Origin of the sequence: Aquabacterium sp., assembly GCF_041909175.1 — a bacterium.
GTDB lineage: Bacteria > Pseudomonadota > Gammaproteobacteria > Burkholderiales > Burkholderiaceae_C > Aquabacterium.
The window spans coordinates 38,171-51,050 of the sequence record NZ_JAYRDZ010000003.1; the positions used below are offsets into that span (position 1 = coordinate 38,171).

The 12,880-nt window shown below is 61.7% G+C and carries 11 protein-coding genes; 5 read left to right on the plus strand and 6 right to left on the minus strand.

Going from position 1 to position 12,880, the window contains the following annotated elements:
- The first annotated feature begins 69 nt into the window (after positions 1-69).
- Both ACE3PH_RS05190 and epsE read left to right on the plus strand, forming a co-directional pair.
- Positions 70-2,451, plus strand: a complete 2,382-nt coding sequence (locus tag ACE3PH_RS05190) for a putative bifunctional diguanylate cyclase/phosphodiesterase (RefSeq protein ID WP_374316933.1) — start codon at positions 70-72, stop codon at positions 2,449-2,451.
- Positions 2,452-2,569: 118 nt separating this feature from the next.
- On the plus strand, positions 2,570-3,379 hold the full coding sequence (epsE, locus tag ACE3PH_RS05195; protein ID WP_374316934.1) for a polysaccharide export protein EpsE: 810 nt from the start codon (positions 2,570-2,572) through the stop codon (positions 3,377-3,379).
- Here epsE and ACE3PH_RS05200 read toward each other — a convergent pair whose 3' ends face one another.
- Complete coding sequence (locus tag ACE3PH_RS05200; RefSeq protein WP_374316935.1) at positions 3,380-4,645, minus strand: RsmB/NOP family class I SAM-dependent RNA methyltransferase; 1,266 nt, start codon at positions 4,643-4,645, stop codon at positions 3,380-3,382.
- A gap of 105 nt (positions 4,646-4,750) precedes the next feature.
- Between ACE3PH_RS05200 and ACE3PH_RS05205 the strand changes: the two genes are divergently transcribed.
- Positions 4,751-5,764: a DUF2804 domain-containing protein gene (locus ACE3PH_RS05205; RefSeq protein ID WP_374316936.1), complete on the plus strand. Its 1,014-nt coding sequence runs from the start codon at positions 4,751-4,753 to the stop codon at positions 5,762-5,764.
- A gap of 21 nt (positions 5,765-5,785) precedes the next feature.
- Here the strand turns inward: ACE3PH_RS05205 and ACE3PH_RS05210 are convergent, their stop codons facing one another.
- Positions 5,786-6,811, minus strand: a complete 1,026-nt coding sequence (locus ACE3PH_RS05210) for an aliphatic amidase (protein ID WP_374316937.1) — start codon at positions 6,809-6,811, stop codon at positions 5,786-5,788.
- A gap of 208 nt (positions 6,812-7,019) precedes the next feature.
- Here ACE3PH_RS05210 and ACE3PH_RS05215 point away from each other — a divergent pair, with 208 nt between their 5' ends.
- Positions 7,020-8,666: a mechanosensitive ion channel family protein gene (locus tag ACE3PH_RS05215; RefSeq protein WP_374316938.1), complete on the plus strand. Its 1,647-nt coding sequence runs from the start codon at positions 7,020-7,022 to the stop codon at positions 8,664-8,666.
- A gap of 28 nt (positions 8,667-8,694) precedes the next feature.
- Positions 8,695-9,744 (plus strand): calcium:proton antiporter, encoded by a 1,050-nt coding sequence (locus ACE3PH_RS05220; RefSeq protein ID WP_374316939.1) that lies wholly within the window; start codon positions 8,695-8,697, stop codon positions 9,742-9,744.
- A gap of 35 nt (positions 9,745-9,779) precedes the next feature.
- Here the strand turns inward: ACE3PH_RS05220 and ACE3PH_RS05225 are convergent, their stop codons facing one another.
- The 4 genes from ACE3PH_RS05225 to urtD are packed head-to-tail and all read right to left on the minus strand — an operon-like array spanning position 9,780 to position 12,876.
- Positions 9,780-10,136, minus strand: coding sequence for a zinc ribbon domain-containing protein (locus tag ACE3PH_RS05225; RefSeq protein WP_374316940.1), 357 nt, complete (start codon positions 10,134-10,136; stop codon positions 9,780-9,782).
- A 30-nt stretch (positions 10,137-10,166) separates the two neighbouring features.
- Positions 10,167-11,402: a formamidase gene (gene fmdA / locus ACE3PH_RS05230; RefSeq protein ID WP_374316941.1), complete on the minus strand. Its 1,236-nt coding sequence runs from the start codon at positions 11,400-11,402 to the stop codon at positions 10,167-10,169.
- A 30-nt stretch (positions 11,403-11,432) separates the two neighbouring features.
- Entirely contained in the window at positions 11,433-12,122 is a 690-nt protein-coding gene (gene urtE, locus ACE3PH_RS05235) for an urea ABC transporter ATP-binding subunit UrtE (protein WP_374316942.1), read from the minus strand.
- Positions 12,123-12,132: 10 nt separating this feature from the next.
- On the minus strand, positions 12,133-12,876 hold the full coding sequence (gene urtD / locus ACE3PH_RS05240) for an urea ABC transporter ATP-binding protein UrtD (RefSeq protein ID WP_374316943.1): 744 nt from the start codon (positions 12,874-12,876) through the stop codon (positions 12,133-12,135).
- Positions 12,877-12,880 lie beyond the last annotated feature (4 nt).

Sequence of the window (12,880 nt, forward strand, 5' to 3'; positions counted from 1 at the left end):
GATTTACCCTCAACTCATCCAGTTGGGTGGGTGACAGCCAGTTATCAGGCCTCATCATGAACATCATTCATGATGGTTTCGCATTTTTCTCCCGCCATGCTGGTTGCCCAGTTGTTTCAACACGTGCGCCAGGGCTTGCATGATGTCCGAACGACCGAGCGTGTCGACGGGCCGTCAGCCCGTCATTTCCGGGCCCGTCAGATCCAGGCTGTGCTGAACCTGCTGCCCGTGGTGTTCCTGGGCAACCTGGTGGCCACCTTCACCATCGCCGTCACGTTCTGGGACCTCTTCGGCCCCTGGTTGATGATCGCGTGGGTCGCCGTATCGGTCTTGAGCTTGTGGGCATTTGACCGTGGCTGGCGGGGCTTCATCCGTGGCGCCGCACGGCCCCTTGCACCCGCCCGTGCCTTGCGGTGGATCACGGCGCATGCGGGCTTGTATGCGCTGGCGTGGGGTGCGCTGCCCGCAGCGGCCTTTCCTTTGACAACGCACCACGGCGAGTTGCTCATTGCGCCGGTGCTGGTGGGCATGATGTGCGCTGGAGGTCTGATCCTCAGCCCGATTCCTGCTGCAGCGGCGGCCTACGTCGTCGGTATCGCCGTGACCTCGGTCGTGGCCCTGCAGCGCTCCAGCTATGACAACAACCTGTCCCTGCTTACCCTGCTGGCTGCCTACACGCTCACGGTGCTGGCGGTCAGCTGGCTGACGGCGCGAACTTTTTTCAGTCGGCTGCGTGGTGAGGCGGAAAGCGACCGTCAGCGGCAGCTGATTGACCTGCTGCTGAAAGACTTCGAGGAGCATGCCAGTGACTGGCTGTGGGAGGTGTCGGTAGGTGGCAGGCTGCGCCATGTGTCGAGTCGTCTGGCTCAGTCCTTCGGGTTGGCGCCAGAACGCCTGATGGCCCAGTCCTTCACCGAATTGCTGTCGGCCATGCTGCCCCCCGGCCAGCCGGAAGCCCGAATCCTGTTCAACGAGCTGGTCACCCACCTGCATCTCGGGCGACCGTTCCGTGAGCTCGAGTTGCCGGTTGTGGTCAATGGCAAGCAGCGCTGGTGGTCCCTGATGGCCAAGCCTTTGTTCGATGAACGGGGGCGAGCTGCTGGTTGGCGAGGAGTGGGGTCGGATGTGACCGATGCCCGCCATGCCCGAGATGAGCTGGCCCGCCTGGCCAATGTGGATGCGTTGACAGGCCTGGCCAATCGCTACAGCTTCGGCAATGAGCTGGCACGGGTATGCGAGCTGGCTGCCGAGTCCGGGCAGCGTTGCGCATTGATGTACCTGGATCTGGACAACTTCAAGAGCATCAACGATTCGCTGGGTCATGCGGTGGGCGACCAGCTGTTGCGCTGCGTGGCCGATCGCCTCCGGGTGTGCGTGTCGGTCGGGGATCTGGTGGCCCGTTTGGGCGGGGATGAGTTTGCCGTACTGACGTGGCAGACCACATCGGAGTCGGCTGTCTCCGAGCTGGCTGAACGCATCCTCGTGGCACTGGCTGCGCCTTGCCAGTTGCGGGAAGTGCGTGTCGAGGTGCGCGCCAGCATTGGCCTGGCTTTGGCACCCCGCGATGGCCTGGATCCGCAAGCCCTGCAACAGTGTGCCGATCTGGCCCTGTATGCAGCCAAGGGCGCAGGTCGCAATACCTTCCGGTTTTTCTCTCCTCCGATGGCCGACAGCGCCCGTGCCCGTGCAAGGTTGCAGCAGGAGTTGGGGGTGGCACTGGCAGAAGAGCAGTTCGAGGTGTTCTTCCAACCCCAGGTGGCCTTGTCGACGGGGGGCGTGGTCGCTTTTGAGGCGCTTGTTCGCTGGCAGCATGCCGAGCGCGGCCTGATCAGTCCCAGCGAGTTTGTACCTGTGGCAGAAGAAACCGGCCAGATTGTCTCTTTGGGCACCTGGGTGCTGAAACAGGCCTGCCTGGCTGCGACGACCTGGCCTGCAGCGTTGCGGGTTGCGGTCAACCTGTCGGCCGTCCAGTTTCGCAGCCAGACCATTGTCAACATCGTCGATCAGGTGCTGGCCGATACAGGGCTGGACCCTGCCAGGCTGGAGCTGGAAATCACGGAGTCGGCCCTGATTGAAGACCACGATGGCGCGCGCGCCACGTTGATGGCCTTGCGCAGTCGTGGCGTGCGGGTGGCGCTGGATGACTTCGGCACGGGGTATTCCTCGCTGGCCTATCTGCGGCGCTTTCCGATGGACCAACTGAAGATCGACGGCATGTTCGTGCGCTCGCTGGTTCAGGACAGCGATGCCCAGGCCGTGGTGACCGCGATCATCAGCCTGGCTCGCGCCCTGCGGCTGGAGACCACGGCAGAGGGGGTGGAGAACCAGGCTCAGTGGGATCTGCTGACAGCCATGGGTTGCGATCTGGTCCAGGGTTATCTCGCATCCAGACCGATGCCGGGGGGCGACATTCCGGCTTATTTGGCCCGATTTCCCCTCAGCCTGGGGTGATGATCCAGCTTGGTCTCCCCACAATGTCGGGCTACCGTGGTGTCTTGCCGTGAAGCAAATGCTTGGCGTTGTGTTGTGGTGGACTGGTCAATCGAGTTGCTAACTGAGGATAGAAGCTATGAAGTGGATCCGCGTGATCGCGCAATGGATGATGGTGATGTTGCTGAGCGTGGCGGGTGGAGCTCATGCAGCGAACCAGAATGACTATGTTCTGGGCGCGGGCGATGTGATTCGTGTCACCGTGTTCCAGAATCCGGACTTGACTTTGGAGGCACGCCTCTCTGAAGGCGGAAGCATTTCCTATCCGCTTCTGGGCGCAGTCAAACTGGGCGGGCTGACTGTCGGTGCGGCAGAGAAGAAGCTGGCTGATGGCCTGCGTGATGGCAACTTCCTCAAGCAGCCTCAGGTATCGATCCTGGTCATGCAGGTCAAGGGTAACCAGGTCTCGGTACTCGGTGTGGTCAACCGTCCGGGGCGTTATCCGCTGGAGCTGGGTACCAGTCGTCTGTCCGACATCCTGGCGGTAGCCGGTGGTGTCGTGCCCCTCCAGGGAGCCGATACGGTGGTGGTGACGGGCATGCGCAGCGGCAAGCCATTTCGCCGCGTGGTCGATCTGCCTCTTGTCTTTGCCTCAGCTGGCAGCCAGGACGATTTCCAACTGGAAAACAACGACGTGGTCTGGGTAGACCGTGCGCCCATGGTCTACATCTACGGCGAAGTGCAACGTCCTGGTTCGTTGCGCCTGGAGCGTGACATGACCATGCTGCAAGTGCTGGCCGCAGCCGGTGGCCTGACCCAGCGTGGCACCGAGCGGGGCATCAAGGTGCACCGCCGTGATGCTTCCGGCCAGGTTCAGGTGCTGCAGCCTGACATCAACGACAAGCTGCAGGCCAATGACGTGGTGTACGTCAAGGAAAGCCTGTTCTGATCAGGCCTTTTTCTCCCATGCCACGGCGTAGAAACCGTCGGTGGCATGGCGATGTGGCCACATGCGCAGGTGGCCTGCGGGCGTGACCAGCGATTCAGCCTGACTCACGCCAGCCTGTTCCAGTACCGCACGGGCGTCCAGTTGCACGAACTCAGGGTGTTCCGCTGCGAACAACTGAGCGATGTCTTCGTTTTCTGCAGGGATCAGACTGCAGGTCGCATACACCAGCCGGCCACCTGGCTTGACCAGGCGGGAGGCGCTGCTCAGGATGGCGATCTGCTTTTTCTGCAACTGCTCAATGGCCTGAGGGCTCTGCCGCCATTTCAGATCGGGGTTGCGGCGCAGTGTGCCCAGGCCCGAGCAGGGCGCATCGACCAGCACACGGTCGATCTTGCCGGTCAGGCGTTTGATGCGGTCATCGCGCTCGTGGGCAATCTGGGCTGGGTAGACGTTGGACAGTCCACTGCGGGCCAGTCGCGGCTTGAGCCCTTCCAGGCGGTGGCCAGACACGTCAAAAGCATACAGGCGGCCGGTGTTGCGCATCATGGCGCCCAGCGCCAGGGTCTTGCCACCCGCTCCTGCACAGAAGTCAACCACCATGTCACCGCGCTTGGCGCCGGTCAGCAAGGCCAGCAGCTGGCTTCCTTCGTCCTGCACTTCCACCTGCCCCTCGGTATAGAGAGCCAGTTTCTGCAGGGCAGGTTTGCCATCGATGCGGATGCCCCAGGGGGAGTAGGGGGTGGCGCTGGCTGGGATGCCTGCTTCGGTCAGGGCTTGCAGCACGGCTTCTCGCTTGCTCTTGAGAGCATTGACCCGCAGGTCCAGCGGTGCACTGCCTGACATGGTGGCAACCAGGGCCCAGAACTCGTCGTCGGGCAGTTGCTCGCGCAGCCGGTTGGCGATCCAGTCGGGCAGGTTGTGGCGCAGCTTGTCCGGCAGAGCCGTGCGGTCAATCTGTTTGGTGCGCTCCAGCCAGGCCGCTTCGTCGGGCGTGATGGCATTCTTCAGTACATGTTCCTGGCCCTGCCAGGCCAGCAGCACGAGCCGGCGCTCCATGGGACCGTGGCCAGACTGTGCGAGGTTTTGCCAGAGCAGGCGCTGACGCAGCACCGCATAGGTTGTTTCCGCCAGGGCATGGCGTTCGCGGGAACCCAGCTCCTTGTGCTTGCGGAAGAAGAGGGACACCGACGTATCGGCCGGGGCGTCGAGCTTGAGAACGTCACGCACCAGGGTGCAGGTGAGGTCGAGTAGGGCTTTCGGATGCATGCAGGGATTATCCTGCCTGATTGACCCGGCGCACATGGGGTTGATCAGGCATCATTCGTGCTAATCAGCTAAGCTCAGTAAGCCACTGCAGTCTCGCCGCATGTCATGAGCACCATTTTTCGATCTGTCTTGCCGGCTCCTCCCACCTCCGTGGTGATCGGTGGCGCGCCAGCATGGGGGCGCTATGCCGGCTTCATTGACCGGGTGGATTGGGATGCCCTGCAAGGCGAATGGGGCCGATCCTGGCTATGGCGGCGCCTGCACCACAAGCGCTGGCAATTCATCGGTATTGCTGCGCGCCAGGTCTATGTCGGGATAGCGGTCGTCGACCTGGGTTGGGCTGTGACGGCATTCACCTATGTGTTTGACCGGGCACGCAAGGAAGTGGTGGTTGACTGGCATCAGGATGGGGTGCCCTCGCTACAGGGCCACGTGTCCGATCAACCAGTCAAAGGCGCGCGGACGTGGTTCCGTGGGTGGCGCTCCGGCTTGCTGATGCAGCACGATGGGCGTGAAGAGCTTCAATTGCGGGTGCGCGTACCCGGCATGCGGCTGCATGCCGAACTGTCTACAGCGGATGCCGCTCCCTTCTTGCTCGCGGTGGGTCCCATCGAAAACGGGCTGGGGCATGCCACGCAGAAATCGCCTGCCTTGCCTGTCGAGGGTTGGCTGAGCGTCAAAGGTCGTCGCTTTGAACTGGGTCATGCCGTCGCCTGCATTGACAGCTCGAATGGCTTGCTGGCCAGAGAAACTCACTGGCGGTGGGCCTGCGCGCACAGCCCCGAGGTCGGCTTCAATCTGCAGCAGGGCTACTTTGGTGACAATGAAAACGCGCTGTGGCTGGATGGGCGGCTTATCCCTCTGGGGTTGGCCCGTTTTGATTTCGATGCCCGCTCTCCCATGACGCCCTGGCGCATCCAGACCGATGATGGGTTGCTGGACCTCTTGTTCACACCCGAGGGTGGACGTCAGGCGGATCGCAACATGGGCTTCGCGGCCAGTCACTATGTGCAGCCGGTGGGCACCTTTGACGGCTGGGTCAAACCTCATGCAGATGCCGAACCCGTGCCGGTGAGGCATCTGCTGGGGGTCACCGAGGATCACCATTCGCGGTGGTGAACAATCGGGTTTCCTGAGGCTTCAGCTGCCGTTGGGCAGGCCCTCGATCGGGCATTGAGGCGTGCCAATGGTGGGCCGGGTCAATGCTTCCACGGCGGCCTGTGTGCCTTGCGGGTCGGTGATCCACTGACGGTAGAACTCGTAAGGGCATTCCGCCTTGCCCTTGTCGCCATCACCCGAGTTGATGACGCCGGTGTAGCCACGGTGCAGCAGCTTGAACAGGTGGTTCTCTGACTGGCCATTGGCTCGCGCATCACGGATCAGTCCGACGCTCAGTTGAGCGTACTGGATGCCGTACTCTTCTTCACCGCACTCGCCCAGCGTGCGCCCGTCGAAGCCGATGATGGCCGAGTGCCCGAAGTAGCTGTAGACCCCATCGAACCCGGCTGCATTCGCCACGGCCACATAACAGTTGTTGGCCCAGGCCATGGCCTTGGCCATCAGCACCTGCTGGTCTTTGGCCGGGTACATATAGCCCTGGCAACGCACGACCAGTTCGGCACCCTTCATGGTGCAGTCACGCCAGATCTCGGGGTAGTTGCCGTCATCGCAGATGATGAGGCTGATCTTCAGCCCTTTGGGTCCATCCGACACGTAGGTGCGGTCACCCGGATACCAGCCTTCGATCGGTGTCCAGGGCATGATCTTGCGGTACTTCTGAACGATTTCGCCTTGGTCGTTCATCAGGATCAGGGTGTTGTAGGGCACCTTGTTGGGGTGCTCTTCGTGACGCTCGCCAGTCAGCGAGAACACACCCCAGACCTTGGCATTGCGGCAGGCCATGGCGAACACCTCGGTCTCATCGCCCGGGATGGTCGACGCGGTGTCCATCATTTCCTTGGGGTCGTACATGATCCCGTGGGTGCTGTATTCCGGAAAGATGACCAGGTCCAGACCAGGCAGGCCGATCTTCATTCCTTCGATCATCTGCCGGATCTTGTGCGCGTTGGCCAGCACGTCTGCCTTGGTATGCAGGCGCGGCATCTTGTAGTTGACGACAGCGACACCGACGGTGTCCTTGCTGCTCGAGATATCACCGTGAAGCATGGTGTACTCCTGTGGTTGGGGAAGGCTGCCGTCCATTGTGAAAATGGGGGCGGTCTGACCCAATACGTTGTTTGACGTAGCGTGCGGCGGTGCGGCACGCCGGTGTTAGAGTTTTCCGGTGCCGCAAGGCAGGGCAAGGCATGGAGGACAAGTTCAGATGGGCAAACACCGGGTGACGCGGTCTCTGGCAGGCTGGTGTCTGTCATGCGTGCTTCTGATCGCTTCTGGGCTGTTCCCCATGGGTTCGGCCGTGGCCCAGATGCCTCCTGTTGCGCCTGTGTCGGCCTCTGCAGTGGTTAGTCCGCAGGAAGCCGCCCCAGTGGTGGTTTTCAACCGCACCGTGGTGCGCTTGAGGGCATCTTTCCTGGGGATGACCCCGGCCGAGCGCGCGCACCGTGCTGCGCTCAATGTGGAAGAGGCGCTGGCACAAGGTGGACCGGGCAGGGTGGCGGTGCAGGTGTCGCCGCATGGGATGCTGCTGATGGTGGATGGGGTGATGGCGATCACCTTGATCGAGGACGATGTCGAGCCGATGTCGGGTGATACCTTGTCGGGTCTGGCCCAGCGTACGCAGAAGGCGCTGCAACTCAGCATCGGTGCCACCCAGGCGTCGAGGAGTTTTCGGCATCTGTTGATCAGCACCGGATTGGTGGCACTGGCCTCCGCGTTGTTGCTGGCATTGTGGCTAGGGGGGCGCCTGCTTCGCCGTCACGTGGTGCAGGCAGCGGCGCAACTGATCGATGTGAAGACCTCCGCGCTGGGTGGCAGTGCTGCCGAGTTGCTGCGTCGAGATCGCTTGTTGGCCGGTTTGCGTTGGGTGGTGGGGGCACTGAGCTGGACGCTCGGCTTGCTGGCGGCTTATGGCTGGGTGAGTTTTTCGTTGCAGCAGTTTCCGTACACCCAGCCTTGGGGTGAAGGGCTGAACCAGTTCCTCATTTCGGTCGCGGTGGTGGTCGTCAAGGCTGTGGTTGATGCTGTCCCGGGTCTGGTTCTGGCCGTGGTGATCCTGTTGCTGGCCAAAGGTGCAACCGGGGTATTGGCGTCGCTGTTCACGCGCATCGAGTCTGGGCATCTGTCCGTGCAGTGGATGACAGCTGATTCGGCAGGCACGACCCGTCGGGTGCTCACCTGGTTGATCTGGTTGTTTGCCATTGCCATGGCCTACCCTTATCTGCCGGGTGCACAGACGGAGGCCTTCAAGGGCATGTCGGTGCTGATTGGACTGATGGCCTCGATCGGCGCGTCGAGTTTTGTGGGGCAGCTGACAGGTGGATTGATCCTGACCTACACAGGCATGCTGCGCAAAGGCGAATATGTGCGCATTGGTGACCATGAAGGCACGGTGATCAGCATCGGGGCCTTTAACACCTGCATCCTGACCGGACTTGGGGAAGAGGTGACTTTGCCCAACACGATGATCGTGGGCGCGGCAACCAAGAACTATTCCCGTGTTGTCAAAGGTCAAGGGTATGTGGTCGATACGGTGGTCACCATCGGATATGACACGCCTTGGAGACAGGTCCACGCCATGCTGATTCTGGCTGCAGGGCGGACCCCAGGCATCTTGCAGGACCCCGCTCCTCGGGTTTATCAAACGGCATTGTCCGATTTCTATCCTGAGTACCGGCTGGTGTGTCAGGCGGTGCCAACGCAGCCGCAATCTCGTGCGGAAGTGCTGGCCTCGTTGCACGCCAACATTCAGGATGTGTTCAACGAAAATGGGGTGCAGATCATGTCCCCGCATTACGTGCTGGACCCAGCCGACGACAAGCTCGTGCCGCCATCCAGATGGTATGCACCACCGGCGCCCCCCCCTGTTTCATCTTCGAACCTTCGCCATGACATCAAGAACTGAACACACCCACCTGCCTCTTTGGAGCCTTATGGTGCCCCTGCTGGCAGTCGGGATGCTTGCAGCGGCGTCATGGCTTTCGAGCGGACCGATCGGGATCGCGGGGCTGGCCGTGGCTTTGATGGCTGCGGTGATGGCTGCGGTGCACCATGCAGAACTGGTTGCTCACAAGGTGGGTGAGCCATTGGGGACCCTGGTGCTGGCGCTGGCGGTCACAGTGATCGAGGTGGCCTTGATCGTGACCATGATGCTGGCTGGCGGCGCGCAGGCCGCAGCGGTACCGCGTGACACGGTGCTGGCAGCGATCATGATCATCTGCACGGGTGTAGTGGGGTTATGCCTGCTGGTGGGTGGCTGGCGTCACCGGGAGCAGACGTTCCGAGTCGAAGGGGCCAGTGCCGGCATCAGTGTGCTGATCGCTTTGGCAACCTTGTCGTTGGTGCTGCCGACGTTCACGACCACCACCCGAGGGGGTACCTACTCAACGGCCCAACTGGCGTTTGCCGGTGTGGCCTCGCTGGTGCTGTGGCTGGTGTTCGTGTTTGTTCAGACGGTGCGGCACCGTGGCTATTTTCTGCCGGTGGATGGCCTGCATGACGAAAATGACCATGCCACGGTCCCGAGTGCAGTCCAGGCCTGGACTGCGGTCGGCTTGTTGCTGGTGTCTCTGGTGGCGGTCATCGGCCTGGCCAAGGTGCTGTCGCCGACCATCGAGTCCTGGGTGGCCAGCGTGGGCGCGCCCAAGTCCGTCATCGGGATCGTGATTGCGATGCTGGTGTTGCTGCCTGAAACCGTGGCCGCGATCCGGGCTGCACATGTCGATCGCCTGCAGACCAGCCTGAATCTGGCCATTGGCTCTGCACTGGCCAGCATCGGGCTGACGATTCCGGTTGTTGCCGCCGTGTCCGTGTGGTTTGATTTGCCGCTGCAACTCGGGGTGGAGGGCAAGGACCTCGTGCTGTTGATGCTGACGTTTGCCAACACCACCCTGACGCTGGTGCTGGGGCGGACCACGGTGATGCAGGGTGCGGTGCACCTGGTGATCTTCGCCGCCTTCCTGTTCATGAGCCTGGTGCCCTGAGCAGGTGCCAGGGCCCAGGCTGACCGGGTATCAGCTCAATGGCTGATCATCCATGGTCGCTTGGAGGGGAAGAATTTGGCGCCATTGGCCGCCGTGACGGTGGCGCCTTTCTTGCCCGGTGAGCAACAACCGCAACCCTTGGGGTGACGCAGCCGACCGTAACCACCGCTTTCCAGTTCGCGTGAGGACTTCGGCGTATTGGCCGCCCGTTCATTGACCGTGTAGGCCGTGCGTTGCTCTGCCGTCAGGCAGGTCAGACGCGGGGCGCTCACGAAGACCCGTGGTGACGCTGTACCGCAGTCGGGACAGGCGCACGGTTCATTGCGATCGGCCAATGAGCGAAAGGCATCGAAGCCACCACACTGGGGGCAGGCATAGTCATAGGTCGGCATGGGCCACTCCTTGGGGATGCGGTATCGCGGTCACTTGACGATGTCGTAGGAGATCGGCATGTCGATGCTGCCATCGAGCATCTTCACCGGACCGGATGCACTCGGGTTGATGTCGAAGTCGAAGATCTCGGTGGGCAGCCACAATGTGGCGCAGGCGTTCGGGATGTCCACCACACCGCTGATGTGACCCTGCACGGGAGCGGTACCCAGCAGCGAATAGGCCTGTGCACCGCTGTAGCCGAACTTCTTCAGGTACTCGATGGCATTCAGGCAAGCCTGGCGGTAGGCGACATGGGCATCGAGGTAATGCTGCTTGCCGTCCTCGTCCACCGAGATGCCTTCGAAGATCAGGTAGTCACGGTAGTTGGGGGTGATGGGGCTGGGCTTGAAGATGGGGTTTTTCACACCGTACTTGGCCATGCCACCCTTGATGACGTTGACGCGCATGTGCACCCAACCAGCCATTTCGATGGCGCCGCAGAAGGTGATCTCGCCGTCGCCCTGGCTGAAGTGCAGGTCGCCGACCGACAGGCCGCCGCCATCCACATAGACCGGGAAGAAGACGCGAGAGCCGCGCGACAGGTCCTTGATGTCGCAGTTGCCGCCGTGTTCACGAGGTGGCACCGTGCGGGCGCCTTCGGCGGCGATGCGCTCCTTGACTTCGCCCGTGGCCTTGCCGGCATGGGCGGTCTTGGCGAACGGCGGGTTGGCCAGTGGCGGCACGCGGTCAGGCTGGGTGGCGATGAAGTCGATTTCACGCTCGTTCCAGGTGTCGAGCATCTTGCGGTCGGGCAGGCAGCCGATCAGACCCGGGTGGATGAGACCTGCGAACTCGACGCCGGGAATGTGACGGCTCTTGGTGAACATGCCGTTGAAGTCCCAGATGGACTTCTGCGCGTGTGGGAAGTGCTCGGTCAGGAAGCCGCCGCCATTGGTCTTGCTGAAGAAGCCATTGAAGCCCCACATGCTTTCTTCCTTGGCACCGATGTCGAGCAGGTCGACAACCAGCAGGTCGCCCGGTTCCACGCCGTGCACCCCGATCGGGCCTGAAAGGAAGTGCACGGTGGTCAGATCGACATCGCGCACATCGTCGGCACTGTCATCGTTCTTGATGGCGCCGCCGGTCCAGTCGTAGGTTTCCAGAATGAAGTCATCGCCGGGGTTGACCCAGGTGGCGATGGGGATGTCCGGGTGCCAGCGGTTGTGCACCATCGGGTTGTTGTAGGGCGATTCTTGAAGATCGACTTTGATCAGGGTTTCAGGCATGACAGACCTCTTGGGCTGGGTGACGGGAAATCAGACGGACAGGTATTGCTTGATGTGGGCTTCGTTGGTGTCGGCACGCGCGGTTTCGTGAACCAGGCGGCCGCCTTCGATGACGAAGAGGCGATCGGCCACATCCATGGCAAAGGACAGCACCTGTTCAGAGACGACGATCGTGATTTCGCGCAGCTTGCGGATCTCGTTGAGCGCCTTGGCGATGTCCTTGATGATGGAAGGCTGGATGCCTTCGGTGGGTTCGTCGAGCAGCAGCACCTTGGGGTTGGTGACCAGCGCACGGGCAATGGCCAGCTGTTGCTGCTGACCGCCCGAGAGGTTGCCGCCCTTGCGGTGCTTCATGTCGAACAGCACGGGAAACAGCGCATAGATGTCATCGGGAATCTTGCGGGTCTTGCTGTTTTCCAGACCGGTCTGGATGTTCTCTTCGACCGTGAGGGTGGGGAAGATCATCCGGCCTTGCGGCACATAGGCGATGCCCTTGGCCACACGTGTGAAGCTCTCGTCGCGGGTGACGTCGAGGCCGGCCACCTGGATCTGTCCAGCCTTGGTGGGCAAGACGCCCATCAGGCTCTTGAACAGCGTGGTCTTGCCCATGCCGTTGCGGCCCATGATGGCCACGGTTTCATTCTTGTTGGCTTCGAACGAGATGCCATGCAGCGCCTCGCTCTGGCCATAGCTCACGAACAGGTCTTTGACTTCAAGCATGGTGGCTCCTTCAATGGCCGAGGTAGACGTCGATGACCTGAGGGTTGCTCTGCACGTCGTCCATGCTGCCCTCAGCCAGGATCTTTCCCTGGTGCATCACGGTGACCTTGGAGGCGATCTGCTTGACGAAGTCCATGTCGTGTTCGATCACGATCATCGAGCGGTTCTTGCAGATGCGCTTGAGCAGGTCGGCAGTGAGCTCGCGCTCTTTGGCGCTCATGCCGGCAATGGGTTCATCCAGCATCAGCAACTCGGGCTCCTGCATCAGCAGCATCCCTATCTCCAGCCACTGCTTCTGGCCGTGCGAGAGCAGGCCGGCTTCGGTATCGAGCTTGTCTGCCAGGCCAATCTCTGCGGCCACGGCTTTCACCCGGTCCTTGACTGCATCGGTGCACTTGAATCCCAGTGCGCCGAACACGGACCGACCCTCTGGAAAGGAGACTTCCAGGTTCTGGAAGACGCTGAGGTTTTCGTAGATGGAGGGCGTCTGGAACTTGCGGCCGATGCCTGATCGCACGATGGCGTGCTCGGACATCTTCGTCAGCTCTTCGTCCTTGAACTTGATGCTGCCGGCCGAGGCCTTGGTCTTGCCGCAGATCAGGTCGAGCAGTGTGGTCTTGCCGGCACCGTTGGGGCCGATGATGACGCGCAGTTCATCCTTGTCGACATAGATATTGAGCTTGTCGATGGCCTTGAACCCGTCAAAGGAGACGGTCAGGTCTTCGATGTACAGCGCGAATTCCTTTTTGCTCATGCTG

What these genes read in the sequence shown, in the direction of transcription:
- ACE3PH_RS05190 (WP_374316933.1), top strand. Translation starts at nt 70, where the DNA reads ATGATGGTTTCGCATTTTTCTCCCGCCATGCTGGTTGCCCAGTTGTTT.
- epsE (WP_374316934.1), top strand. Translation starts at nt 2,570, where the DNA reads ATGAAGTGGATCCGCGTGATCGCGCAATGGATGATGGTGATGTTGCTG.
- ACE3PH_RS05200 (WP_374316935.1), bottom strand. Translation starts at nt 4,645, where the DNA reads ATGCATCCGAAAGCCCTACTCGACCTCACCTGCACCCTGGTGCGTGAC.
- ACE3PH_RS05205 (WP_374316936.1), top strand. Translation starts at nt 4,751, where the DNA reads ATGAGCACCATTTTTCGATCTGTCTTGCCGGCTCCTCCCACCTCCGTG.
- ACE3PH_RS05210 (WP_374316937.1), bottom strand. Translation starts at nt 6,811, where the DNA reads ATGCTTCACGGTGATATCTCGAGCAGCAAGGACACCGTCGGTGTCGCT.
- ACE3PH_RS05220 (WP_374316939.1), top strand. Translation starts at nt 8,695, where the DNA reads ATGGTGCCCCTGCTGGCAGTCGGGATGCTTGCAGCGGCGTCATGGCTT.
- ACE3PH_RS05225 (WP_374316940.1), bottom strand. Translation starts at nt 10,136, where the DNA reads ATGCCGACCTATGACTATGCCTGCCCCCAGTGTGGTGGCTTCGATGCC.
- fmdA (WP_374316941.1), bottom strand. Translation starts at nt 11,402, where the DNA reads ATGCCTGAAACCCTGATCAAAGTCGATCTTCAAGAATCGCCCTACAAC.
- urtE (WP_374316942.1), bottom strand. Translation starts at nt 12,122, where the DNA reads ATGCTTGAAGTCAAAGACCTGTTCGTGAGCTATGGCCAGAGCGAGGCG.
- urtD (WP_374316943.1), bottom strand. Translation starts at nt 12,876, where the DNA reads ATGAGCAAAAAGGAATTCGCGCTGTACATCGAAGACCTGACCGTCTCC.